The organism is Nocardia sp. NPDC006044 (assembly GCF_042871115.1).
Lineage (GTDB): Bacteria > Actinomycetota > Actinomycetes > Mycobacteriales > Mycobacteriaceae > Nocardia.
This window is the reverse complement of record NZ_JBIAID010000001.1, coordinates 1,820,936-1,844,761: the sequence shown is the minus strand read 5'-3', so window position 1 is coordinate 1,844,761 and position 23,826 is coordinate 1,820,936. Positions and strand designations below refer to the sequence as shown.

The window sequence follows — 23,826 nt, the reverse complement described above, 5'->3', positions numbered from 1 at the left end:
TTGACGCACCGAACGCACGCGAGCCGCACGGCTTCTGACGCCTCGCACCCCGGCACACCGCACTGACACGCGTGCGGATATCAAAAAGCGTGCGGCTGCGGACAGCAGAAGGCCCGGCCGAGCGCAGTTCGTTGCTCGGGCCGGGCCGGCTGGCGGAACTCTAGAACTGGTCCTGTTCGTAGTCGGAGGTGAGGATTTCGTCGGAGTGGGTTGCGCCGATGACGTCGGGGGTGGATTCGCCCAGGGGGCCGGTGAGGTCGTCGTTGCCGGTGGCGCTTTGGTAGGGCTGCACGGTGCGGGAGTGCTCGTCTTCGTTGCGGCCCTGGCCGGCCGCGGCACCTGCGCCGCCGCCCATGAAGCTGTTGCCCGCGCCGGCTGCGGTGGTGCTTGGTGTACCGGCGGTGCCGGGGCCGAGGCCGGTGGTGCCGGGGACGCCGCTGATCGGGCGGACCGGCATGCTGGTGCCGGGCAGGGCGGTGGTCTTGGGCACCGAGGGGATGCCCGGGGTGCCGGCGCCGGTGCGGCTCGGGGTGCCGCTGCCGGTCCGGCTCGGGCTGCCGGGCACGCCGACGGGACTGCCGTGGTTGGTCGTGCTCGGACTGCCGGTGTTGTGCGCCGACGCCGTGGTGGTCGAGTTCGGCGCGGCGCTGGTCGACGAGTTGAGGCCCGCGGCCTGGGTCGCGGTGTCCTGCGCGGTCGACTGGGCCTGCTCCAGAATCGGCTGGCCGACGTTCTGCGCCAGCGCCTGCGCGACCTCCTGCGGTGCGGGTCCGCCCCCGGGGGCGACCAACTGCTGCACCATGCCGCTCAGCTCGCCGGTCTTGCCCGCCAGATCACCGCGGGTGGCGTTGACGATGCCGACGGCCTGGCCGAGATGCTCGGTCGCCGAGGCCATCAGCGTGGCCTGGGCGGGCGGGGTCAGGATCACCGGCGCCATCGCGGTGGCCTGGGTGGCGAACGACGATGCGACGGTGAGCAATTGCGCGTTGCCCTGCTGCACCACGGCAGCGGCCTTCTGGGTGAGGTCGGAGATGTCGATGCCGCGCTTGCTGGTTTCCTGGCCCTCGACATTGTTCTGCTGGCTGGTGGCCTGCGCGTTGCGCGCGGCCTGGCTCTGCCACAGCTGCTCGACGGTGGTCATGCTGCCCTTGCCCACCTGCATGGCCATGTCGATGATCTTGGAGGACTGGCTCAGGATGGCGGTCGGGTCGAGCGCGCCGATCACGCCGGTGCCGAAGCTGCTGAGCAGATCGAGGATCGGCTTCATCAGCAGGTCGACGCCGGGCAGCGCGGGCACCGAAACGCCCTGCATGAGCGCCGCGACCGGATCGGCGGGCAGCGCGGGCAACGAGGTCGGAATGGCCGCCTGGGCCTGGCTCACCGCGGCGGCGACCGAGCTCGGCGCCGAGCCGACGGTGCCGTTGAGCACACCGGCCGCCTGGTCGAGCGCCTGGTTCACCGGCGCCGCGACATGTTGCAGCGCGGAGTGCGTATCCCCCAGCAGTGCCGAAACATCGGACGGGACACCGGAGATGCTCTGCGCGTCCGGCGACGGGTTGCCGTTCAGGCCGGGCAGGCCGCCCGGCGCGCCCATTGTGTTGTGCTGATCCTCGCTGAGCCGCTTGGACAGCACGAACTCCGGCGGCTCGATCGGCGGCAGGTCGTCGGGCACCTGCCCGAGCGGCACGTCGAGCACGGCCGCGTGCTGCGTGGCGTCGAGCACGGCCTGCTGCCCGATCGCCACGTTCTGATCGGCGGAGTGCGCCATCGCGAGTTCTTCGGGCGCGATCACCCCGGTATCGAGTGGCTTCATACGGCGCCGCCGATCTGGTTGCCGATGGCATTGAGCGCGCCCGCGCCGGACCAGTCGGCCGCGTCGTAGGCCGCGGCGGCGCTGAACGCCGACTCGGAAAGCTTGTTGTACTTGGCCGAAAGATCGTTGATGTCCTTGGCCTGCAGCACCTGTGCCGCGGCGAACATCGCCAGGTAATCGGCCCCGATCAAGCCGAACACCGGCACCAGGGCCGAGACGTTCTTGACCGCGTCGAAATTACCCGCCCCCGCAAGATCACCGGCGATGCCCGCGTTCGTGGCGGCGAACGCCCGGACCGCGTCGGTCTCTACCGAGAGATCACTCATCGAGTTGCCCCCCAAATCGTCGTGCACATCAGTGTCGTGAACTTCTTCGTCGTCACCGTCTGCCCATTGCCGAACGGCATGACCGCTACGGATGGGCTCAATATAGCGGACGGCACCGGCAACTTTCGAGCCCAGCGCGACGTTCACAGAGGGAATAGCCGAGGTTGGCAGGGGGAATGGAAAGGAACTGGAACGTGTTGCAAATTAGAACAAGTTCTATATTCTCGATGCCATGAAGGTCGCAGTGACCGGCGCAGCCGGCTACCTTGGCACGAATCTGCTCCGCCTGCTCGTCGCGCGCGGCCACGAGGTCACCGCCATAGATCGGGCGGTGCCACAGACGGTCGCCGAGCCGAACGTCACCTGGGTGAGCGGAAACGTGCTCGATCCCGCATCGATGCGCGCCGCGCTCGACGGCGCCGAGGTCGTGTATCACCTGGTCGCGCTGATCACCCTCGCCGAAAAGCACGATCTGGCCTGGAAGGTGAACACCGAAGGCGTCCGGGTGGTCGCCGAGGCCGCGCTAGAGGTGGGCGCCCGGCGCATGGTGCACGCCAGCTCGATCCACGCGTTCAACCAGTACACCTGCGGCGGGAACATCGATGAGAACGCCCCGCGCTCGACCGATTCCGCGCTCCCCGTCTACGACCGCTCCAAATGGGCGGGCGAGATCGAGTTGCGCAAGGTGATCGACCAGGGCCTGGACGCGGTGCTGTGCAACCCCACCGGCGTGTTCGGCCCCCTCGACTACAGCAGGCCGCTGTCCCGGATCAATCGCACGCTGAAAGACGCCGCGCAGGGCCGCATCCCGGCGATGATCGGCGGCGGCTTCGACCTCGTCGACGTGCGCGACGTCGCCCAGGGCCTGATCCTGGCCGCCGAGCGCGGCCGCACCGGCGAGAACTATCTGCTCGGCGGCGAGATGATCTCGATGCTCGATCTCTGCCGACTCGCTGCCAATCACGGCGGCAAGCGCGGCCCGCGATTCTCCATCTCGCCCAAGCTCGTGGCCGGCGTCATCCCGGTCCTCGCGCCGATCGGCAAGCTGCTCAAGTCCGACATCGTCTCCAAAGCCGCGCTGGGCGCGCTGATCTCGGCTCCGGTCGTGGATCACGGCAAGGCCGGACGCGAACTCGGCTACCAGCCGCGATCCACCGACGAAACCGTCCGCGACCTGGTCGCCTTCTTCGCCGACCCGACCCCCGCCACCCCGGACGCCCGGCAGATCGCCTGACCCTTCCCGTCAGCACCCGACGCGACTAGTCAACTTTGCCTAGCCGTCCGCCGGGTGCTACTTTCCCACCAGCTAGCCAAATTTGGCTAGCTGCGAGTGAGAGGCTGGACCCGATGGCAGGCGAAGTGACGACGCCGATATTGCCGTGCAATTCGATCGATGAGATCGCCGAGTTCTACCGCATGCTGGGATTCGAACAGACCTACTACCAGACGCGCCCGAACCCCTACGTGGCGCTGCGACGCGAGGACATCAATCTGCATTTCCACGGAATCCCCGGGTTCGACCCGGCCGATTCCTACGGAACGTGCCTGGTCGCCGTTCCGGATACCGGCGCGCTGTTCGCCGCGTTCGCCGAGGGCATGCGCGCGGTGCACGGCAAGCTACTGGTCACCGGCACGCCCCGGATCACCCGGCCGCGCAAACGGAAGAACGCGGACAACCTGGCCGGCTTCGTGGTGGTAGATCCCGGCGGCAACTGGATCCGATTCTTCCCGCAGACTCCGGTGCCGGCCGAGGAGGCATCCGACCGCGGCAGGCTCCGCAAGTCCCTCGACAACGCGGTCGTGCTGGGAGATTCGAAGGGCGACAATGCCCAGGGTGCCAAGATTCTCGACGGCGCCCTGGCGCGGGAGTCGCACAGCGCGACCGCGATCGACCTCGTCGACGCCCTCACCTACCGCGCCGAACTGGCAATACGCATGAACGACCCCGAACTCGCCCACCAACTACTCGACCGCATCCGAGCGATCCCACTGACCGAGACCGACCGCGACGCCCTCGCCGACGCCCTGTCCAATGCCGAAGAACTCCACCGCATCACCACCGACTGAAAGGACCCCATGTCCGCGGTTCGCCTCCTCGTCCTCGGCGCCGTCCGGCGCCGCGACCGCGCGCACGGCTATCAGGTGCGCGCCGACCTGGAGTCCTGGGGCGCGCACGAATGGGCGGGCGTGAAGTCCGGCTCCGTCTATCACGCGCTCAAAGCGATGACCGCCGACGGACTTCTGCTCGCCCACGAAACCACCCCGAGCACCACCGGCGGACCGCCACGCATCGAATACGAGACCACCGACGCCGGCGACGAGGCCTACTTCGGCCTGCTCCGCACCGCCCTCTCGCAGCGCGACCCGCGAATGGACGTGCTCGCCGCCGCCGTCGGCCTCATCGATGATCTCCCCCGCGCCGAGGCCATCGCCCTGCTCCGGCAACGCGCCGACGCCATGGAGGTATGGCGAGCCGCCGTCACCGCCGACCTCCCACCCGGCACCGATCTGGACACCTGGGGACCGGTCGGCGAAGTCCTCGGCCTATGGCTGCATACCGCGGACAGCCGCGCCGAATGGACGCAGCGCCTGCTGCGCCGCCTGGAAGCAGGCGCGTTCGAGATGGCCGACGACAAACCCGGACGTGATCGTTAGCGAGCGGCCACGACCCGAATGGTCTGTCAGGCACCGAAAGCGGTGATCCGCGCCGGGACCACGCGCACGATCCACCGTTGCACCGCCGCGGACTCCGGCGGCGGCAGCTCCCCCACGTACTTCCGGGACAATCGCACCGGAAGTACTTTGTCCGGATCCGCCACCAACTCGGCGGTCCCCGCGAGGTCGATCGCCCGATAGGGATCCCCGGAGTCCAGCACGGTCACGCTGACCCGCGGATCGCGCGCGAGATTGCGTCCTTTCCGCCGCTGCGCGGTCGTCGAGAACACCAACGCGTCGTCGTCCCGATCGACCCAGATCACCGACGTGTGCGGCGACCCGTCCTCGTTCACCGTGGCGACCACCGCAAAGTTCTTGCCATCCAACATATTTCGCACGTGCTCAGGAAGTTCGCCCACCACCTGAAACCTACCCGCACAGGGTTCCGGCATTAATGGCCGAAACGCTCAGGTCCATATCCTCATCGCTCAGACTGCCGCATCATCCCCCGGGATTCCGGCGCAGCAGATTGCACATCTGCCGAACATATGTTCGACTGAATCGGTGCGGTGGCAAAGCCAGACCCTCGACGCCGACGACGGCGCGCTGCCCGGGCTCACCCGGGCGGGTCTGACGCGCACCGTGCAAACCCCGGAGTTCGAGGGCATCACCTTCCACGAGGTGCTCTGCAAGAGCGCGCTGAACCGGATCCCGGAGAGCTCCGCCCTGCCGTTCGGCTGGACGATCAATCCGATGCGCGGCTGCTCCCACGCCTGCCGCTACTGCTTTGCCCGCCCGACCCACGAGTACCTGGATCTGGACGCGGGCAAGGACTTCGATTCGCAGATCGTGGTGAAGACGAACATCGCCGCCGTGCTGCGCAAGGAACTGCACCGGCGCTCCTGGCATCGGGAACCGGTCGCGCTCGGCACCAATACCGACCCCTATCAGCGAGCCGAGGGGCGATACCGGTTGATGCCGGGAATCATTCGCGCGCTGGCCGATTCGGGCACCCCGTTCTCCATCCTGACCAAGGGCACCCTGCTGCGCCGGGACCTGCCGCTACTCACTCTGGCCGCGCGCGAAGTGCGGGTGAGCGTCGCGGTGTCGATCGCGATCTTCGATGTGGATCTGCATCGCAGCCTCGAAACCGGCACCCCGTCCCCGAAGGCCCGGCTGGACATGGTGCGCGCGCTCACCGACGCCGGTTTCGACGTGAATGTCATGGTGGCGCCGGTGATTCCCTACCTCACCGACAGCAAGGACCACCTGGACGAACTGTTCGGCGCGATCGCCGACGCCGGCGCGCGCTCGGCCGTCGCCTTCCCGATGCACCTGCGCGGCAGCACCCGCGGCTGGTTCCTCGGCTGGCTCGCCGAGCAGCATCCGGCGCTGGTCCGGCGTTATCGGCAGCTCTACGGCCGTGGCGCCTATGTGACGCCGGAGTACTCGGCGTGGCTACGCGGCCGCCTCGATCCGCTGCTCGAGCGACACGCCCTGAAGCGGGAAATACCGGCCGAACCGGAATCACCACCGGAAAGTCCCCACGCGACCGACCCTCAGCTGGCATTGTTCGGCTGACGCCTAGAGCCTCGGTTGAAACTGCATGCAGTACCGGTAAACCTCGCATATCGGGCGGACGCACCCCGCGGTGCGGAGTAGGTTGGCGAATGGCACCCCTCTCACCGACGAGGAAGTGAAGCAGGCAGATGGTTTCGCACCACAACGATGCCGGTTCCGCCCAAAACGGTACCGACGCAGCGAAATTGGAAAAGGTAGTCATTCGGTTCGCCGGAGACTCCGGTGACGGCATGCAGCTGACCGGTGATCGCTTCACCCACGAAGCGGCCGCGTTCGGCAACGACCTCGCCACCCAGCCGAACTTCCCCGCCGAGATCCGGGCGCCACAGGGCACACTGCCCGGTGTTTCGTCGTTCCAGATCCAGATCGCCGACTACGACATCCTGACCGCGGGCGATCAGCCGGACGTGCTGGTCGCGATGAATCCGGCCGCGCTCAAGGCGAATCTGGAGGATCTGCCGCGCGGCGCCACGATCATCGTGAACACCGACGAGTTCACCAAGCGCAATCTGAGCAAGGTCGGTTACGCGGCCGACCCGCTCGACGACGGCACGCTGTCGGATTTCGTGCTGCACCGGGTTCAGATGACCTCGCTCACCATGGGCGCGACCGAATCCACCGGCGTCGGCAAGAAGGACGGCCAGCGGGCGAAGAACATGTTCGCGCTCGGCCTGCTGTCCTGGATGTACGGGCGGCCGATCGGCGGCACCGAGAAGTTCATGCGGGAGAAGTTCGCGGCCAAGCCGGACATCGCCGAGGCCAACGTGCTCGCGTTCCGGGCGGGCTGGAACTACGGCGAGACCACCGAAAGTTTCGCCACCACTTACGAAATCGCGCCCGCGAAGCTTCCGCCGGGCACCTACCGGCAGATCACCGGGAACACCGCGCTCGCCTACGGACTGGTCGCGGCGGGTCAGCTCGCCGGCCTGCCGGTGTTCCTCGGTACCTATCCGATCACCCCGGCCTCGGACATCCTGCACGAGCTGAGCAAGCACAAGAACTTCGGCGTCACCACCTTCCAGGCCGAGGACGAGATCGCCGGAATCGGTGCGGCGCTGGGCGCTTCGCTCGGCGGTGCGCTCGGCGTCACCAGCACCTCCGGGCCCGGTCTCGCGCTGAAAAGCGAGACCATCGGCCTGGCGGTGATGACCGAACTGCCGCTGCTGGTGATCGACGTGCAGCGCGGCGGACCGTCCACCGGACTGCCGACCAAGACCGAGCAGGCCGACCTGTTGCAGGCGCTGTACGGGCGCAACGGCGAGTCGCCGGTCGCCGTGCTCGCGCCGCGCTCCCCCGCCGACTGCTTCGCCACCGCGGTCGAGGCGGCCCGGATCACGCTCACCTATCGCACGCCGGTGCTGCTGCTGTCCGACGGTTCGATCGCGAATGGTTCGGAGCCGTGGTCGATTCCGCAGGTCGCCGACCTCGCGCCGATCGAGCCCGCGTTCGAACCCGGCGGCGCGGACACCGATCCGTTCCAGCCCTATGCCCGCGACCCGGAAACCCTGGCCAGGCCGCTGGCCGTGCCGGGTACCGCGGGGCGCGCGCACCGGATCGGCGGGCTGGAAAAGGCCGACGGCAGCGGCAACATCTCCTACGACCCGGCCAATCACGAACTGATGGTCCGGTTGCGGCAGGCCAAGATCGACGGGATCAGCGTGCCCGACCTCGAGGTCGACGATCCGGACGGACGCGCCGAGCTGCTGATCATCGGCTGGGGCAGCTCGTACGGGCCGATCGGTGAGGCGTGCCGGCGTGCGCGCCGCCGCGGAGTGCCGGTCGCGCAGGCCCACCTGCGGCACCTGAATCCGTTGCCCGCCAACCTCGGTGCGGTGTTGCGCCGCTACCGCACGGTGGTCGCGCCGGAGATGAACGGCGGCCAGCTCGCACTGCTGTTGCGCGGCAAGTATCTGGTCGATGTGCGGCCGTGGACCAAGATCGCGGGCACCGCGTTCTCCGCGCAGGAACTCGTCGGGGTGATCGACGCCGCGCTGGACGGCTCGATCGAGGAGATGGAACAGGACAAGGCCTTCGCCGCCCGGGCGCGGGCCACCTATGTCACCACTGGGGGTACCGAATGACCATCGTGGAAACCTCGCTCGTCGGCGCCGATCTCGGCCTGACCGGGCTTTCCGGAGTACCGGCCGCGGACGGGCCGCAGAAGGTGAAGGACTTCACCTCCGATCAGGAGGTGCGCTGGTGTCCCGGCTGCGGTGACTACGTGATCCTGGCGACCGTGCGCGGCTTCCTCGCCGAACTCGGATTGCGCAGGGAGAACCTGATGTTCGTCTCCGGGATCGGCTGCTCGAGCCGGTTCCCGTACTACCTCGAGGCGTACGGCATCCACTCCATCCACGGTCGCGCGCCCGCCATCGCCACCGGGCTCGCGGTGACCCGCCCCGACCTGTCCGTCTGGGTGGTGACCGGCGACGGTGACGCGCTGTCCATCGGCGGCAACCACCTGATCCACGCGCTGCGGCGCAACGTGAACATGACGATCCTGCTGTTCAACAACCGGATCTACGGGCTCACCAAGGGGCAGTACTCGCCGACCTCGGAGGAAGGCAAGGTCACCAAGTCGACCCCGATGGGTTCGGTGGACCACCCGTTCAACACGCTGTCCATCGCGCTGGGCGCCGAAGCCACCTTCGCCGCACGAGCATTGGACTCCGACCGGCCCGGCCTGACCGAGGTGCTGCGCGCCGCCGCCGAACACCGCGGCACCTCGTTCGTCGAGATCCTGCAGGACTGCCCGATCTTCAACGACGGCTCGTTCGACGCCCTGCGCCGCGACAACGCCGCCGCCCACCTCGTCCCGCTGCACCACGGCCAGCCCATCCGCTTCGGCGCCGACAACGAATTCGCCGTCGTCCAAAGCGGTTTCGGCCTCGAGGTGGTCGGCGCCGACACCGTCCCCGAGTCCGCCATAGTCACCCACGACGCCCACACCGACAACCCCGAATACGCCTACGCCCTCTCCCGCCTCTCCGACCAAGCCCTCGACCACGTGGTCACCGGCATCTTCCGCAGCGTCACCCGCCCGACCTACGACGACGGCGTCCGCGCCCAGACCACAACGGCCCGCGAACGCAAACCGGTCACCCAGGACTCCCTCCAGTCGCTACTCACCGGCCAGGAAACCTGGACCGTCGACTAGCCCTGAATCCCCCGCCCAACACCAACTTCCACCCAACCACCCTGTCCCGCAAAGCCGAACAGTGCCACAAAGGACGGTCCCGCCGTCATGGCCCGCTCAGTGCAATCGTGATCGCCGATCGGGACATGACAGCGCCAAAGTACGGGTAGGCCGACCACCATGTCCCGCTCGACGAAGAAGTAGACCTCGAGCGGGACCTGACAGCGGCACTACCCATGTGTCGCCGCGATCAGGTCCCGCTCGACGAAGACCTGAGCATTGAACGGGACATGGGGGTGACGAACGGCGATCGACACTGCGGGCAGGCCCCCTTCGGCAAATGCTGAACGCCGAATGCGACAGGGGTGGCAGCCACTCCATGTTTACCGCCGCTTGGTGCCGCTCGGTGAAACGTGAGCGCCGAGCGGGACAACGACCGCAGCATACGACGAGCAGGCCACGCTCTAGACCCAACCGCCGAGAAACCAACGCGCCCAGCAGAACTGAGAGCACCACACTGCCACCAGCGATACACCGGCGGAGCAAGTGGCAGCAAAGCACGCGTAGGCTCGCCACCTTGTTCCGCTCGGCGGAGAAGCGGACACCGGATGCGGACACGACGGCGGCAACTGACGCACGGGCCACCACCATCTCCCGCCATCGAGAAATCTAAGCGCTCAGCTGAACCAGAGCACCGGGCCGCCAACAGCAGCGATCAAGTGGCGGCAACGTTCGGGTAGGCACATCACCAGGTCCGCTCAGCGGAGAATAGACACCGAACGGGACCTGACAGGTCCCGCTCGACGAAGACGTGAGCGCCGAACGGGACATGACGGCGGCAAAGTGCGAGTGGGCCGACGACCATGTCCCGCTCAGCGGAAAAGTAGACCTCGAACGGGACATTACAGCGGCACTACCCGTGTTTGGCCGCCGCTGGGTCCCGCTCGGCGAAGACGTGAGTGCCGAGCGGGACGTGACGGCGGGAAAGTGCGGGCGGTGCCGCGGTCAGGTCCCGTTCGGGGCGGGGTCAGGCGCGCTTGGCGAAGCCGAGATCGATGACGGCGTCGCGTTCTTGGGTCAGTTCGGTGATGGTGGCGTCGATGCGGGTGCGGGCGAAGTCGTCGATGGGGAGGTTCGGGACGATGGTGTAGGTGCCGTTGGCGCAGGTGACGGGGAAGGAGCTGATCAGGCCCTCAGGGATGCCGTAGGAGCCGTCGGAGGGGACGGCCATGGAGACCCAGTCGCCGGGGGCGGTGCCGCGGACCCAGTCGTGGATGTGGTCGAGGGCGGCGCTGGCCGCGCTGGCGGCGGAGGAGGCGCCGCGGGCCTGGATGATGGCGGTGCCGCGCTGTTGGACGGTGGGGATGAAGTCGTCGGTGAGCCAGGCCGGGTCATCGATGCGGTCCAGGGCCGGCCGGCCGGCGATGGTCGCGTGCGCGAGGTCCGGGTACTGGGTCGCGGAGTGGTTGCCCCAGATGGCAACTCGGGCGATGTCGGCGGCGGGCGCGCCGGTCTTCTTGGCCAGCTGCGCGATCGCGCGATTGTGATCGAGGCGGGTCATCGCGGTGAACCGTTCGACCGGGACGTCGGGCGCGTTGCTCATCGCGATGAACGCGTTCGTGTTGGCCGGATTGCCGACCACCAGCACCTTCACGTCATCGGCGGCGCTGGCGTTGATCGCGGCGCCCTGCTCGGTGAAGATGGTGCCGTTGGCGGCCAGCAGATCCGACCGTTCCATCCCCGCCGTGCGCGGCCGCGCGCCGACCAGCACCGCGACGTTCGCGCCCGAAAACCCTTCCCACGGATCAGCACTGATGTCGATGGACTCCAGCAGCGGGAACGCCCCGTCCTCCAACTCCATCGCCACGCCCTCCAGCGAGGCCACCGCCGCCGGAATCTCCAGCAACCGCAATCGCACCGGCGTATCCGCCCCGAGCATCGCCCCGGACGCGATCCGGAACAGCAGCCCGTAGGCAATCTGCCCGGCCCCTCCGGTCACGGCAACGGTCACGGGCGCGGTCCGGGCGGTGCTCACGACTAACTCCTCAGCAGTAGACGGGCTCTCGAACTTCACCCTAACGACTCGCACCGCCCCCGAAACCACACGGTGAGCAACAAGACAGTCACCCCGGACACCCCCGCCGCACACCCCCGATCCACCCACGGAGCGAACCCTCGGCAGAGGCCGCAAGCCGCCACCTCCCACCGCGGCGGGAGCCCGATAGCAAGCTGAGGCAAAGCGGCACGCCCCCGCCGCGCACACACTCGCCTCGCCCGCACGCAATTGCCAGCAATTTCGTAAGCAGCCAGCGAATTCATGCGCGGCCAGCGATTACGTACGCGGTCAGCGATCACGTACGCGGTCAGGGATTACGTACGCGGTCAGCGATCACGTACGCGGCCAGAGATCGCGGGCGGGGGGCCAAGGGCGACGGCGGTCAGGTGAGGGCGGCTACTTCCCGGTCGGTGAGGACTACCGGGGAGACGGCGTCTTTGGTGCGGGCCATTTGGACGGCGCGGTAGAGGGGGCGGTCGGGGAGGCCGGCGTCGCGGGCTTCGGCGCGGAGTTGGTGGACGAGGAGGGCGGAGACCGCGACCGCTGCGGCCAGCTGACTGGTGGCGAGGGCGTCGGCCAGGCGGCGCAGGCCGAGGAGGTGCATTTCGCGGCCGCTGCCCGCGTCGGTGTACATGGCGAGCGGGATGATCTGGGAGATCTCGCCCGCGGTGACCCGCAGGACGATTCGGCTGAGCCGCGCGGGGAAGATCAGGACCTCGACGCCGGTCGCCGCGGACACCTCCACCTGTCGTTCACCGAACAGGCGGCGCGCGTGGATCACGCTGCCCGCCATCCACATTCGCCGACGCCGCAGGGCGAACGCGTAGCCGACGGTCGGCGCGCCGACGACCACTCCGATGGCCACCGCGATCGGCCAGCTGACCACGGTCGCGGCGAGCAGCGCCGAGCCGATCCCGATCCCGGCCGCGGCCAGCGCCAGCCTGCGCAGCATCGGCGCGTACATCTCGGGCGCGACCAGATCCAGTCCGACGGGCGGATCCATGTGCTGCTCACCAGAATTCGACACAGGCCCACCTCTCCGCGACACCAGCGCCACGCCGTGCGCGCAGTCACGTTACCCCCACACCCCGGCTCCGGCGCCCCCTTCGGAAACGTTGCCGCCGTTCCGTATCACCACCGCACCGAACCGGCCTCGGCCGACCACCGAGTAGCGCCCCGGCATGTCCGGTCGAACACGACCAGCGACCGACCGTCCCGAGTAGCGCCCCAGCATGTCCCGTTCAACACGACCAGCGGCCGGCCGCGCGGTAGGCGTGCTACTGAGAGATCCAGAGTCAGTGCACCGCTGCGGTGTACGCCGGCGGCTGAACCGATCGGCCTCGACTACCCGTGGGCAGTCGAGGCCAACCCGTCAAACGCCGAGCGCTTCGCGGATCGCGCCTACCGCTTCGCCGATCGGGATCTGGCGCTGTTCCCCGGTTGCCATTTCCTTCACACCGATTGTCTCCTCGGTGAGATCGCGATCTCCGAGCACCAGGGTGAACTTCGCGCCGGAACGGTCGGCCGCCTTCATCGCGCCCTTCACGCCGCGTCCGCCGTAGGCCAGGTCGACGCTGATCCCCGCCGCACGCAACTGTGCGGCGAGCACCACCAGCCGCTGCTTGGCGGCGTCGCCGAGCGGCACCCCGAACACCTCGCAGCGCGCGGCCTCGCCCGCCGTCTTCCCTTCGGCCTGCAACGCCAGCACCGTCCGGTCGACGCCGAGCCCGAATCCGATGCCGGACAACGGTTGTCCGCCGAGCTGTGCCATCAGCCCGTCGTACCGCCCGCCGCCGCCGATGCCGGATTGCGCGCCGAGCCCGTCGTGCACGAACTCGAACGTGGTCTTGGTGTAGTAGTCGAGCCCGCGCACCATCCGCGGGTTCACCACGTAGGGCACGCCGAGCGCGTCCAGGTAGCCGAGCACCTGCTCGAAGTGCGTCTTGGCCGATTCGGAGAGGTGATCGATCATCAGCGGCGCGTTCGCGGTCAGCTCGCGCACCTCGGCCCGCTTGTCGTCGAGCACCCGCAGCGGATTGATCTCCGCGCGCCGCTTGGTCTCCTCGTCGAGCGGCAGCTTGAACAGGAACTCCTGCAACAGTTCCCGATACTGCGGCCGGCAGGTGTCGTCGCCGAGCGAGGTCAGCTCCAGCCGGAAACCGTCCAGTCCGAGCCCGCGGAACCCGGCGTCGGCGATCGCGATCACCTCGGCGTCCAGCGCGGGGTCGTCCACGCCGATCGCCTCGATGCCGACCTGCTGCAGCTGCCGGTACCGACCGGCCTGAGGCCGCTCGTAACGGAAGAACGGCCCGTTGTAGACCAACTTCACCGGCAGCTGCCCGCGATCGAGCCCGTGCTCGATGACGGCCCGCATCACCCCGGCGGTCCCCTCGGGGCGCAGCGTGACGCTGCGGTCGCCGCGATCGGGGAAGGTGTACATCTCCTTGCTCACCACGTCGGTCGACTCGCCGACGCCGCGCGCGAACAGCCCGGTGTCCTCGAAGACCGGCAGCTCGATATGTCCGTATCCGGCCAGTCTGGCGGCGCGGATCAGTCCATCACGCACCGCGACGAATTCGGCCGAGCCGGGCGGGACGTAGTCCGGAACCCCCTTCGGGGCGGAGAAGCTGCTGGTCTTGGTCACGGTGGTCCAGTTTTCCCCACTACGCCCCCGCAAGTCCAACCGGTTACGCCGAGCTCCCCAGCCGGGCCCGTTCCTGCCCGTTATGCGCGATTCCGGCCACCTGTGAGGCGCACCGCTCTCAGGAAGTGCAGGGCAGTCTCAGGAATAAATGGCAGACTCTCATGCCGTAACAACCGGACACGGGAGGAACGTGGTAGTGCCGAGCAACGAACAGCGGCGAGCAGCGGCGAAACGCAAGTTGGAGCGCCAGCTCGCCAACCGGGCCGAGCGCGCACGCAGGCGCAAGCAACTCACGATCGCCGGGTCGGTGCTCGGTGTTGTCGTTTTGGTCGCGGCCATATCCGGGGTCTACTTCCTGACCAAGGGCGACGACAGCGGCTCCGACGCCAAGGACGCGACGAACTCGAGCAGTGCACCGTCGGCGGCGGCCCCGCCCGCGGCGGTGGCCAAGCCCGCGCTGGTCAACTGCGTCTACAAGGACGGCCAGAAGCCGGCCGACAAGCCGGCGACCAAGCCTGCCAAGGCGGACGGCATCCCGACCACCGGCAACGACGCGAAGGTCAGCGTCAGCATGGAGACCAATCAGGGTCCGATCGGCTTGACCCTGAACAACGCCGAGTCGCCGTGCACGGTGAACAGTTTCGTCAGCCTGGCGTCGCAGAAGTTCTTCGACGGCACCAGCTGCCACCGGATGACCGCCAGCGACGGCCTGAAGGTGCTGCAGTGCGGTGACCCGACCGCGAGCGGCATGGGCGGACCGGGCTACGAGTTCGACAACGAATACCCGACCGATCAGCTCGACGCCAACGATCCGATGGCGGCGCAGAAGCCGATCGCGTACAAGCGCGGCACACTGGCCATGGCGAACGCGGGACCGGGCACCAACGGCAGCCAGTTCTTCATTGTCTACGGCGATTCGCAGCTGCCGCCGAACTACACCATCTTCGGCACGGTCGACGACAACAGCATGAGCACCCTGGACAAGATCGCGAAGAACGGCCAGGACAACTCGAACGGCCCCGGCGACGGCAAGCCGAGTCAGCCGGTCGACATCCAGTCGGTCCGGATCGACTGAGAACGCGAAAACCGTTCGGGCCCCGCATCGATCGCCGGTGCGGGGCCCGACACGTGTCGCGCGGACGAAGGGGACCCTAATCGTCCGGTAAGGGTTGGCTCACACCGGATATCCTCCGGCGAGTTACCGAGCCTGTCGGAATTGTGCGATATATGCTGATAAGCGGCACAGCCGTACGGTTGCGGCGGTGCTTTCTCGGGTAACCTCGAAACACGGAGTTCGCGTAGCGTGGCAACCCCTCTGACGGGCGACCCCCGAGCAAGGGGATGCGGCGACACGAGTTCTCCCGGTGTCCGCGTTTGCAGCCGGGACATCGTCGGACGGACTACAGTCCCCTGGCGGTATCCAGACAAAGCACCACAACATCCATAGTGATCACTGCAGCATCGGGGAGCAGCCATGTCCGAGGAACTGGACGACATCGGCCGCGAGACAGCGGCCATGATGAGGACAATGTTGCAGCTTGCGACCCTGGTCGCACTGCGGACCCGCGAGCGTGGTCAAAAGGAAGCCGAGGCGCGCGTCAAGGTCACCGAGGCCAGGATGAAAGAGGCCCGCGAGATGCAGATCCGCGAGGCCCGCGACGCCAAGGCCAAGGACCCGCGCAACACCGAGCTGGCCCGGATGATCGAGAAGCCGATCCCGGAACGCGGTGTGTCGCTGGAGAAAGACCGCTTCAGCGCCCAGGCCGAGGCGACCCGCATGGCGGGTATCGCCGCCGCCGCACACGCCAAGCCGCCGGTGCTGCAATACGATTCCCCCGAACGTCGCATGGCGATCGCCGCGCACCTGGCGAAGATGGGTGTCGCGCCCGAACTCGCCGCGGTACGCATGTTGATCGAAGTAGGCCAGGCGCAGCCCCCGATCGAGGCGGTTCGCACCCGCCCCGAGGAGGCACCCGCGGTCACCAGGGCACGCGAACAAGAGTCTCGCGGCCTGGAACGCACCCGCTAGTCGCAGCCCGAAGAAACGCCCGCTTATCAAGCGGGCGTTTACTTTTGGGGGCGCGAGCTACATCCGGAAGTCGCCGATGGTCGGGTCGCCGAACATCCCGTGCTGCGGCGACTTCAACGGCAGCGGGCTGAGCATGTCCTTGTGCCCGTTGCGCACGCTGCAGTACTTGAACGGCCCCTTGGGATCGAACAGCTTGGCCATGTGCGGATCCGCGTGATCGAGGAACCACACGCTCAATCCCGTTGCCCCGTCGAGCCGGAAGTGCTCCCAGGCCCGCCACATCGCGTCCAGCCGGGCGATCGCCTCGGCGTGCTGCCACCATTCCGGGCACCACACCGTGTCGCTGAGATCGGTGACCTGACGCCGATACACCAGGCTCAGGTAGTTCTCGACGAACTCCACCACACTCGCGTAGATCATCGGTTGCTGCTGCTGTTCGGTCATGCCCCCGCCTCGCTCAGCTCGCTGCGCCCACTCACAGTGGCCGGACCTCCTCGATCTTCCCGTACTCCGGCGGCGGGGTGCCCTTGCTCAGCGAGGGCGTGCCCGGCATCAGGTCACCGATCTCCGTCTTCTTCTGCGGATCGTGGTGCGAGATGGACTTCGTCACCTCGGCAGCGTACTCGCCCTCCCACCAGGGAACCGTGCGAACCAGCACCGGCGGCGCGCCGGACGGGAAGACGATCACCCGCCCGCGCGGCAACTGGGCCAGCGCCTGCACGCTGAACGTCTTCGACGAGCCGAGCGAACGCGAATAGCTCTTGCCGCCTGAGGATTCCGACACCGAGGCGGACACCACCTCGTAGTCGCCGATCGCCTCGGAACGCTCCCGCAGGAAGTTCGTGTCGTCCACGCCGCTGCCGAGCACCTTGATGTTCGCGGCGGCCCACAGCGCGTTCATGCCGGGTTCGCCCCAGCAGCGCACGCCCTGCGCCCAGGACTGCAGCACGGTCATCACCACGATGCCGCGCGAGCCGAAGTGGCTGTACTGCTTGGGCAGATCCTTCCAGCGCACCACGTTCGCGGCCTCGTCCAGCACGGCGAGCAGCGGAATGGGCAGCCGGCCGCCGAGCGACTGCGAGGCCTTGCGCATGGCCACGTCGATCACGGCCTCGGTGAGCGCGCTGACCAGCGGTGCGGCCGACCCGCGACCCTCCAGCGACAGGCTGTAGAGGGTGCCGTTGCGTTCGATGAACTCCAGCTCGTCGAACTCCCGGCGATCCCCGCCGCGGGTGATCCACGGGTGCACGTTGGACAGCTTGAGGCAGCGGATCATCTTCTTGGCCGTGCCGAAAATGCCACTGCGGGTACGCAAGTCGGCGTTGTACTGGGACGCCAGACCGGAGGCGGTGTAGTGGTGGCGGGCCGCGCGCAGCAGCTCGATGGGCTCGGTGTCACCGGGGTTGGTCACCCATTCCCACACCTGCACGATCGGCCGGCTGCCGTTGCGGTCGCCGACGGCCGCGGCCAGGAACAGCCCGGCGAGCAGATCCTCGGCTTCCGGATCGAAGAACGCGTCGGTCTTGGCATCGGAACCGTCGTCGCCGTCGGCGAAGTGCCCGGCCAGCCGGGCGGCCCGCATCTCACAGCCCTCGACCCGCGCGTTGACCCAGGCCAGCGGATCCCAGAACCAGGTCGCCTCCTCGCCCGCGACGCCCTGCGGGTCGAAGACGAAGGTGGGACTTCCCTTGGCCTCGCGCACATCCCGGGTCGCGTCGACCACGTCGCGCTTGTTCGAGGTGGCCAGCACCGGACCGATCGCGGTGAGGATGGCCGGGATCACCCGCGAGGTCGACTTGCCCTGGCGCGGGCCCCAGATGTCCAGGTGCAGGTCCTCGTAGGAGCCGTACAGCATCTCGCCGTCTGCGATGCCGATGCCGATCGGCACGCCGGGCACGTCCTCGCTGCCGAGCCGCACCCCGAGCTGCTGCGCCTTCTCCCGCACGCCCTTCGCGGTGAGATGCGCGATGGCACCGCCCTGGCCCATGACATCGGCCTTGTCGTCGACCGGCAGCCTGCCGATCGTCTTACGCTTGGCCAGCCGCTTGCGCACGACCACCCAGGCCACCAGCGCCAGGACCACGAGCAGCACGATCACCGTGGACGCGCGCGGCCAATGCAGCTTGCCCTTGATCAGGTCAGCGACGATGGCGATCGGATTGATCGGGATCGACTGCGGGGTCACCGCCAGCATGTTGCCCAGGTGCAGCGCGATCCACAGCGTCGCCACGACCGCGATTCCGGCGTACAGCAGGATCATGGTCGTGTCCGGCCCGACCGCGGCCGGATCCTTCACCGGCTTCTTCGCCATGTCTGCCTCCTACTTTCGGTACGGGAAATGTCTCGGTGTTCAGCGGAACGCGTCGAGCCGCCAGCCGTCGGGCGTGCGCACCACGGTGGCGATCACCGTGGCCGGCGGCAACGGTTCCTTGCGGCCGTTCGGGTAGACCACGGTCTGCTCGATCCCGATCTTGAACTGCTGCAGGTTCGGATCGCCGCCGCCGGGCGCCTGCTCACCGGAGGCGAAGGTGAACGCCTGGACGTTCGCCTTGGCGGTGGCCCAATCCGACCACTGCAACGTCGCCTTCGGTGTCTCCAGCCCGGTCGGCGCAGCGTCCAGCATGCGAATCAGGCTGGGGCCGAGCCATTTCCGAGCACGCGCCAGCGAGGCACCCTGGGTTTCGGTGGCCGGCTGCCAGGTGTAGATCTCCTTCAGCGCGGCCACCGCGACGCCGTCGGGCGTGACCGGATCGGGTGCGGGCACCCCCTCCAGCAACCGGGTCGTCGACGTGGCCGGGTGCGCCCCACCGGATCCCGCGTCCGCGTGGTCTCCGCGACCGCAGGCCGCGCCCAGCATCGCGACGCTCACCATCAGCATCACCACCAGTTTCGCGCGTACCTGTGCTGCCTTCGAGGTGCGGCGCGCGCGGGTACGCAAGCTACCGCCTCCGGGCCCGTTCGCACCGCCGTTATTCCAGGCTAGCCGCACGGACCGACACATCGGGGGTCTCTGTGTCGCGTGTTCGGAACGGGTACTCACAGAACCCTCCTCGCGCGCGCGTCGCCGGGCACCTGCACCTCGCCGACGCCCCCGCCGCCCCGCGTGCCGGGCACCGCCTGGATCATCCGCCCGTTGCCGGAGTAGATGCCGACCTGCGCGGGCCCGCGCGGTCCGAAGGCGCTGAACACCAAGTCTCCCTCCTGAATCTTGCCCATCGGCACCTCGACGCCTGCCTCCCACTGCTGTTCGGCGGTGCGCGGCAAGGTCACCGAGCCGGACGAGGCGGCGAAGACCGCGGCGGAGGTCAGGCCGGGGCCGTCCATGCCGCCGCCGCTGGGCCCCTGCGGTCCGCCGCCACCCCACACGTACGGCTGCCCGAGCCAGTCGTGCGCGGCCTCGACGATCTGGTTTCCGCCGCCGCCCTCCTTCGGGTCGAACCGCCCGAGCGCGCCGGGCGCGCGGTACTGCGCCTCCATCGCGAGGATGTTCGCCACGTAGGGCTGGGTCTCGGACAGATGCGCGGCAACCTGATTCGGCATGCCGCCGGAGGCGAGCACCGCGCCCTCGCCGGCGTTGTACGCGGCCAGGGTCAGCGCGGTGACGTCGCCGCGCACCTTGCCCTCGGCCTCCCACTGCACGATCTTGTGCGCGATGGCGCACATATAGCGCCCCTGTCCGATGATCGCGTCGCCGTCGTCCCAGAGGCTCGCGGTGCCGTTGCCGTCGGCGTCGATCACGTAGGGCTGCCCGTCATCCGGGTTCACGCTGACCGCGGTGCTGGGCAGGAACTGCGCCAGGCCCTGCGCGCCCGCGGGCGAGGTGGCGCCGCGGCGGAAGCCGGATTCCTGCTTGCCCTGCGCGGCGAGCAGCGAGGGGGTGATCTGCGGACAGAGGGAACCCGCACGGCGATACCAGATTTCGAGTTCCGGCGGCACCTTGCCCGCGGCCAGCGCGCCACCCGCGCTGCCGAACCCGCGGCTGCATCGCGGATCGTTGGAAAAGGCTTGCGCGCCACCGACATCGGGGGTCGGCGCGCCGTCCAGCCAGGGCACCGGGTCGATCTGCCGCCCGCCGGTGAACCGGCCGCCGGGCACGATCTCGAAATGCAGGTGCGGGCCGCTGGATTCGCCCGCGGAGCCGACCTGGGCGATCGGCTGTCCCGCGGTCACGGAGTCGCCGACCCGCACGTGCACCCCGGAGTCCCACATGTGGCCGTAGACGGCGGAGTAGGCGCGCCCGTTGGTGTCCACCGAGTCGACGACCACCCAGTTGCCGAAACCCGATGCGGGACCGGCGGCTACGACGCGCCCGTCGGAGACCGAGTAGATGGTGGTGCCGTCGGTGGCGGCGAGGTCGACGCCGAGGTGGGTGCCGCCGCGCGCGCCGAAAACGTCGGACACGGTGAAGGTTCCGACGGCCAGCGGCAGCGTACGCCGGATCGGACCGGCGCCCGCGGCCAATGACGGCGTGCCGGCGCTGGTCGGATTCGCCTGCGGCCCAGCCGGTGCCGCCCCCGCCGCCGGACTCGCCTTGGTGCCGAACGGAAACTCGGTCGGCGGCGCGGTCGACGTCCCGGACGGATTCGCGCGCGGATCGCCCGGCGGGTAGCCGCCCAGCGGCGGCAGATTCGATTGTGTGCCGAGCAGCCCCGCCCCCTCACACTGATCATCGACCGAGGGCAGCACGATAACCACCACCAGGGTCATCAACGCGAGGACCGCACCGAGCGCTCCCCACAGCAGCGCCTTCCCGGTCACCGCAGCCCCGCACCCGCCACCCGGCCGAAGGCGTCCTTCAGTCGGTCAGACCGGCCCGGGGCGCCCGTCACCCGGGCGGCCCGAGGCAATCGAACGGCACCCCTTGTCCGGTAGACGGCGCATTGGGTCTGATCGGGATTCACTGGCTGCGCCGGGATTCGTTGAGGGTGTCGGCCAGGGTGCGGTTCATTTCGGCGGCGGCCGCCAGTTGTTGTTGCAGCAGAGCTACTTTGCGACGCAGGGCGGAGGCGTCCATTCGCTCCAGGCTGGGGCCCTCGGCGGCGCGCACCCAGTTGCGCACCGAGTTGGTGTGCACGCCGATCTGTTCGGCGACCACCCGGCAGGCTTCGGACTCGCTGCTCATCTGCGCGGTGAGCGCGACGACCTGCTGGACGGCGGCCTGGCGCACCTCCGGCGACACCCGGCGGTAGGAGCGATGGGGCATCATCCGACGCACCTCCCGCCGCGGCGGTGCATCGATAACCGGCTTCTCGGCTGTTCTCTCATGCGGCACTCCCGCTCGGCGAATCCGTCCCTCGGGCAGTCGATTCGGTGAACTCGCTGAACCGCTGGTTGGTGTCGTGGATGCCGCTCTCCTTCTCCGAGAGCGTGAACTCCATGTGGAACGGGATGCCCGGCCGGCGATCCTCACCGATCTTCAGCAGGAACTTGCCGGTGCCCGGCGGCGACGGGCGCTGCTGGCCCGGTTTGAGCGCCTCCCCGGTCAGCGCCTGGGGCGCGGACCAGCCGGTGACCATCTGTTCCTCGGCGGAGGTGAACGGGACGATGCTGTCGAGCCGCTTGACCTCCTCGCCGGGCAGCGCGCCGAAGATCTTGGCGCGCGCGCGTTCCAGGAAGCCGAGCGCCTTCGCGATCGCGGCCTCGGAACCGAGCGCCTGCAGGTCCTTGATGGTGTGGCTGATCATGATCAGCGAGGTGGCGATGCCACGCTGCAATCGGGTCAGCTCGTCCACGCGGTCGACCATGAAGTCGCCGAGGCCGAGCACCTGCCACAGCTCGTCCATCACCACCTGGAAGTAGCGCTGCGGGCCGAGGTCGGCGTCGGAGAGCACGTGCGCGGCCTCGACCGAGGCGAACCCGTCGGCCCAGCAGGCCAGCATCACCGCGGCTTTGAGCTTCTTGTCCCCGGTCGGGATGTGCGAGACGTCGATGCAGACCGCGACCGCGCCGGTGTCGATCGGCACCGAGGTCTGGCCGTTGAAGATCGCCCCGAACGGGCCCTGGGTGAGCGCGCGCAGCGAACGCCGCAGGTTCTTGATCGCGTTGTTGTATTCCTCGGGATCGTCGGCGCCCGCGTCGAGCATCAGTTCCTCACCGCCGGCGACGATCACCTCCAGCAGGTGCTCCATGATCGGCGGCTGGTCCGGCGTGTAGCCGCTGCCCGGCTGGTAGAGGATGCGCAACGCGGTCGCGATCAGCGTCTCCTCGTAGTCACGCACCCGCGCGCCGCGGACCAGCTCGACCAGACCGGCGATCAGCGTCACCTGACGGGCCCGCAGATCCTGCAGCACCTGAATCTGCAGCGCCGGATGGTCATCCAGCCGCGGCACCACCGCGCCGAGCACGCCGGCGGCGAGCGGATTGAGCTTGCCGTGGCCGTACCCGAGATCGATCACCTGGCCGCCGACCAGCTCGACCAGCTTGCGGTAGTCCGGCTTCACGTCGGCCAGGATCAGCGGCGTGATGCCCTGCGCGATGCCGCCGAGCACGATCCGGCGCACCAGCGACGACTTGCCGAAACCGTTGAGGCCCAGCACGAACAGGCTCGGCGCGGTGATGAAGCTGCCGCGCATGAACCAGTTCATCGGGTCGAAGCAGACCGGCGCGCCGGTGTGCAGGTGCGAGCCGAGCGGGGTGCCGATCAGCGGCGCGCCGGCGCCGACCGACCACGGCCACAGGCCGGCGACTTGCGCTGTGGTGGCACGGTATTCGACCGGGCGGCCGACCACGTTCATCCGGCCGCCGCCCTCCCCCGCGTAACCGCGGTCGGTGAGCTGGGCTGTGCTGCGGTCGAATCCGTCCTCGAAGACCTGCTCGGCGCGCGCGGCGTAGTTGCGCCTGCGGATGTCGTCGGTGCGAATCCGGAACTGCGCGAACGCCGCCCGCAGGCCGGTCTGCTCGCGGACGATCATCTCCAGCTTGGCCCGGGTCACCTCGTCGAGCAGCGGCGGGCCCGAGGTCTTGCGCCGGTCGGCCTTCGCCTTGGCGCGCAGGGCCGCCTTGTCCATCACCGGCGTGCCCATGGCCCGGTCGGCGGTGTAGTCGGTCTTGGTGGGGCGCTGTGGGTTACGGCCGGCCCGCGAGCCGTTGCGATCCTGCACGCCGCGCTCCGGCCTGCCGTTGCGGAGGGTCCGCCCGCCGCGTGGGTCCGGCTGACCCGAGCGGGACCGTTCGCCGCGCGCCGGACGCTCACCGTCGCGCGCCCGTGCGCTGCGGGCCGCGTCGCCGCGCGCCCGGTCCGAACTGCGTTCGCCCCGGCCGATTTCGGCGCGTGACCGATCAGGGCGCGACCCGTCGGCGGCCCGGGCGCTCTCGGCCCGGGCCCGGCGTTCGGCCGCCGCCCGCGCGCGTTCCCGCTCGGACATCTCGTCCAGTCCCGACCGGTCGTCGCCCGTCACCCGCGCCGCGCCCCTGCCGAATCGCCGTGCGCGGTCCGGCATCTCCTCGATGCCGGAGCGTTCGCGCACGCCGCGGCGGCCGGACTCGGGGCGCTCGCCCCACTCGTCCTCGTCGCGCCGCCGATCGCGCCGGGCCGCGGGCTCGTCGCGGTCGCGTACGGGTGGCTCGTGGTCACGTGCCATGTATTA

20 protein-coding genes are annotated in these 23,826 nt (G+C 68.9%); 8 read left to right on the top strand and 12 right to left on the bottom strand.

Annotated features, from left to right (window positions below):
* Positions 1-160: 160 nt before the first annotated feature.
* Positions 161-1,813: a hypothetical protein gene (locus ACFYO1_RS08765; RefSeq protein ID WP_387228533.1), complete on the bottom strand. Its 1,653-nt coding sequence runs from the start codon at positions 1,811-1,813 to the stop codon at positions 161-163.
* Positions 1,810-2,286 carry a type VII secretion target gene (locus tag ACFYO1_RS08760; RefSeq protein WP_378726957.1) on the bottom strand — a complete coding sequence of 159 codons (477 nt, stop codon included), beginning with the start codon at positions 2,284-2,286 and terminating at the stop codon, positions 1,810-1,812. Before ACFYO1_RS08760 ends, ACFYO1_RS08765 begins: the two co-directional genes overlap by 4 nt.
* Before the next feature lie 85 nt (positions 2,287-2,371).
* Between ACFYO1_RS08760 and ACFYO1_RS08755 the strand changes: the two genes are divergently transcribed.
* The 3 genes from ACFYO1_RS08755 to ACFYO1_RS08745 all read left to right on the top strand — a co-directional run bounded on the left by ACFYO1_RS08755 (position 2,372) and on the right by ACFYO1_RS08745 (position 4,794).
* On the top strand, positions 2,372-3,373 hold the full coding sequence (locus tag ACFYO1_RS08755; protein ID WP_387228531.1) for an NAD-dependent epimerase/dehydratase family protein: 1,002 nt from the start codon (positions 2,372-2,374) through the stop codon (positions 3,371-3,373).
* A gap of 113 nt (positions 3,374-3,486) precedes the next feature.
* Positions 3,487-4,206 carry a VOC family protein gene (locus tag ACFYO1_RS08750; RefSeq protein ID WP_387228529.1) on the top strand — a complete coding sequence of 240 codons (720 nt, stop codon included), beginning with the start codon at positions 3,487-3,489 and terminating at the stop codon, positions 4,204-4,206.
* A 9-nt stretch (positions 4,207-4,215) separates the two neighbouring features.
* Complete coding sequence (locus tag ACFYO1_RS08745) at positions 4,216-4,794, top strand: PadR family transcriptional regulator (RefSeq protein WP_387228528.1); 579 nt, start codon at positions 4,216-4,218, stop codon at positions 4,792-4,794.
* A 26-nt stretch (positions 4,795-4,820) separates the two neighbouring features.
* Here the strand turns inward: ACFYO1_RS08745 and ACFYO1_RS08740 are convergent, their stop codons facing one another.
* A complete protein-coding gene (locus ACFYO1_RS08740) occupies positions 4,821-5,246 on the bottom strand; it encodes a PPOX class F420-dependent oxidoreductase (protein WP_387228525.1) in 426 nt (141 codons plus the stop codon).
* A 112-nt stretch (positions 5,247-5,358) separates the two neighbouring features.
* Here ACFYO1_RS08740 and ACFYO1_RS08735 point away from each other — a divergent pair, with 112 nt between their 5' ends.
* The 3 genes from ACFYO1_RS08735 to ACFYO1_RS08725 all read left to right on the top strand — a co-directional run bounded on the left by ACFYO1_RS08735 (position 5,359) and on the right by ACFYO1_RS08725 (position 9,532).
* The gene (locus ACFYO1_RS08735) at positions 5,359-6,375 is read left to right on the top strand and encodes an Rv2578c family radical SAM protein (protein WP_387228524.1); all 1,017 of its coding nucleotides are present in this window, start codon (positions 5,359-5,361) and stop codon (positions 6,373-6,375) included.
* 128 nt (positions 6,376-6,503) lie between these two features.
* Entirely contained in the window at positions 6,504-8,456 is a 1,953-nt protein-coding gene (locus ACFYO1_RS08730) for a 2-oxoacid:acceptor oxidoreductase subunit alpha (protein ID WP_387228522.1), read from the top strand.
* Positions 8,453-9,532 (top strand): 2-oxoacid:ferredoxin oxidoreductase subunit beta, encoded by a 1,080-nt coding sequence (locus ACFYO1_RS08725; protein WP_387228519.1) that lies wholly within the window; start codon positions 8,453-8,455, stop codon positions 9,530-9,532. Before ACFYO1_RS08730 ends, ACFYO1_RS08725 begins: the two co-directional genes overlap by 4 nt.
* 1,006 nt (positions 9,533-10,538) lie before the next feature.
* On the opposite strand, the gene ACFYO1_RS08720 is transcribed toward ACFYO1_RS08725, so the two are convergent.
* The 3 genes from ACFYO1_RS08720 to hisS form a co-directional block, all read right to left on the bottom strand.
* Positions 10,539-11,546, bottom strand: coding sequence for a malate dehydrogenase (locus ACFYO1_RS08720; protein WP_387228517.1), 1,008 nt, complete (start codon positions 11,544-11,546; stop codon positions 10,539-10,541).
* 403 nt (positions 11,547-11,949) lie between these two features.
* Positions 11,950-12,594: a hypothetical protein gene (locus ACFYO1_RS08715; RefSeq protein ID WP_387228515.1), complete on the bottom strand. Its 645-nt coding sequence runs from the start codon at positions 12,592-12,594 to the stop codon at positions 11,950-11,952.
* 345 nt (positions 12,595-12,939) lie between these two features.
* Positions 12,940-14,211, bottom strand: a complete 1,272-nt coding sequence (gene hisS, locus ACFYO1_RS08710) for a histidine--tRNA ligase (protein ID WP_387228513.1) — start codon at positions 14,209-14,211, stop codon at positions 12,940-12,942.
* Between the two features lie 196 nt (positions 14,212-14,407).
* Here hisS and ACFYO1_RS08705 point away from each other — a divergent pair, with 196 nt between their 5' ends.
* A complete protein-coding gene (locus ACFYO1_RS08705) occupies positions 14,408-15,286 on the top strand; it encodes a peptidylprolyl isomerase (RefSeq protein ID WP_387228511.1) in 879 nt (292 codons plus the stop codon).
* A gap of 399 nt (positions 15,287-15,685) precedes the next feature.
* Positions 15,686-16,240 carry a hypothetical protein gene (locus tag ACFYO1_RS08700; protein ID WP_378722955.1) on the top strand — a complete coding sequence of 185 codons (555 nt, stop codon included), beginning with the start codon at positions 15,686-15,688 and terminating at the stop codon, positions 16,238-16,240.
* Between the two features lie 57 nt (positions 16,241-16,297).
* Here the strand turns inward: ACFYO1_RS08700 and ACFYO1_RS08695 are convergent, their stop codons facing one another.
* The 6 genes from ACFYO1_RS08695 to ACFYO1_RS08670 all read right to left on the bottom strand — a co-directional run bounded on the left by ACFYO1_RS08695 (position 16,298) and on the right by ACFYO1_RS08670 (position 23,820).
* The gene (locus ACFYO1_RS08695; RefSeq protein WP_223885542.1) at positions 16,298-16,684 is read right to left on the bottom strand and encodes a DUF4913 domain-containing protein; all 387 of its coding nucleotides are present in this window, start codon (positions 16,682-16,684) and stop codon (positions 16,298-16,300) included.
* A 31-nt stretch (positions 16,685-16,715) separates the two neighbouring features.
* Positions 16,716-18,551, bottom strand: a complete 1,836-nt coding sequence (locus ACFYO1_RS08690) for a type IV secretory system conjugative DNA transfer family protein (RefSeq protein ID WP_387228509.1) — start codon at positions 18,549-18,551, stop codon at positions 16,716-16,718.
* 39 nt (positions 18,552-18,590) lie between these two features.
* Entirely contained in the window at positions 18,591-19,178 is a 588-nt protein-coding gene (locus tag ACFYO1_RS08685) for a hypothetical protein (protein WP_387228506.1), read from the bottom strand.
* A 98-nt stretch (positions 19,179-19,276) separates the two neighbouring features.
* The gene (locus ACFYO1_RS08680; protein ID WP_387228504.1) at positions 19,277-20,998 is read right to left on the bottom strand and encodes a peptidoglycan DD-metalloendopeptidase family protein; all 1,722 of its coding nucleotides are present in this window, start codon (positions 20,996-20,998) and stop codon (positions 19,277-19,279) included.
* Positions 20,999-21,137: 139 nt separating this feature from the next.
* Complete coding sequence (locus ACFYO1_RS08675) at positions 21,138-21,446, bottom strand: transposase (protein WP_387228502.1); 309 nt, start codon at positions 21,444-21,446, stop codon at positions 21,138-21,140.
* Between the two features lie 55 nt (positions 21,447-21,501).
* Positions 21,502-23,820, bottom strand: a complete 2,319-nt coding sequence (locus ACFYO1_RS08670) for a hypothetical protein (RefSeq protein WP_387228500.1) — start codon at positions 23,818-23,820, stop codon at positions 21,502-21,504.
* Between the last annotated feature and the right edge of the window lie 6 nt (positions 23,821-23,826).

Excerpts from the sequence above, each read along its gene's own strand:
- ACFYO1_RS08765 (WP_387228533.1), bottom strand. The coding sequence starts at position 1,813 with ATGAAGCCACTCGATACCGGGGTGATCGCGCCCGAAGAACTCGCGATG.
- ACFYO1_RS08755 (WP_387228531.1), top strand. The coding sequence starts at position 2,372 with ATGAAGGTCGCAGTGACCGGCGCAGCCGGCTACCTTGGCACGAATCTG.
- ACFYO1_RS08750 (WP_387228529.1), top strand. The coding sequence starts at position 3,487 with ATGGCAGGCGAAGTGACGACGCCGATATTGCCGTGCAATTCGATCGAT.
- ACFYO1_RS08745 (WP_387228528.1), top strand. The coding sequence starts at position 4,216 with ATGTCCGCGGTTCGCCTCCTCGTCCTCGGCGCCGTCCGGCGCCGCGAC.
- ACFYO1_RS08740 (WP_387228525.1), bottom strand. The coding sequence starts at position 5,246 with ATGCCGGAACCCTGTGCGGGTAGGTTTCAGGTGGTGGGCGAACTTCCT.
- ACFYO1_RS08730 (WP_387228522.1), top strand. The coding sequence starts at position 6,504 with ATGGTTTCGCACCACAACGATGCCGGTTCCGCCCAAAACGGTACCGAC.
- ACFYO1_RS08725 (WP_387228519.1), top strand. The coding sequence starts at position 8,453 with ATGACCATCGTGGAAACCTCGCTCGTCGGCGCCGATCTCGGCCTGACC.
- ACFYO1_RS08700 (WP_378722955.1), top strand. The coding sequence starts at position 15,686 with ATGTCCGAGGAACTGGACGACATCGGCCGCGAGACAGCGGCCATGATG.
- ACFYO1_RS08695 (WP_223885542.1), bottom strand. The coding sequence starts at position 16,684 with ATGACCGAACAGCAGCAGCAACCGATGATCTACGCGAGTGTGGTGGAG.
- ACFYO1_RS08690 (WP_387228509.1), bottom strand. The coding sequence starts at position 18,551 with ATGGCGAAGAAGCCGGTGAAGGATCCGGCCGCGGTCGGGCCGGACACG.
- ACFYO1_RS08675 (WP_387228502.1), bottom strand. The coding sequence starts at position 21,446 with ATGATGCCCCATCGCTCCTACCGCCGGGTGTCGCCGGAGGTGCGCCAG.
- ACFYO1_RS08670 (WP_387228500.1), bottom strand. The coding sequence starts at position 23,820 with ATGGCACGTGACCACGAGCCACCCGTACGCGACCGCGACGAGCCCGCG.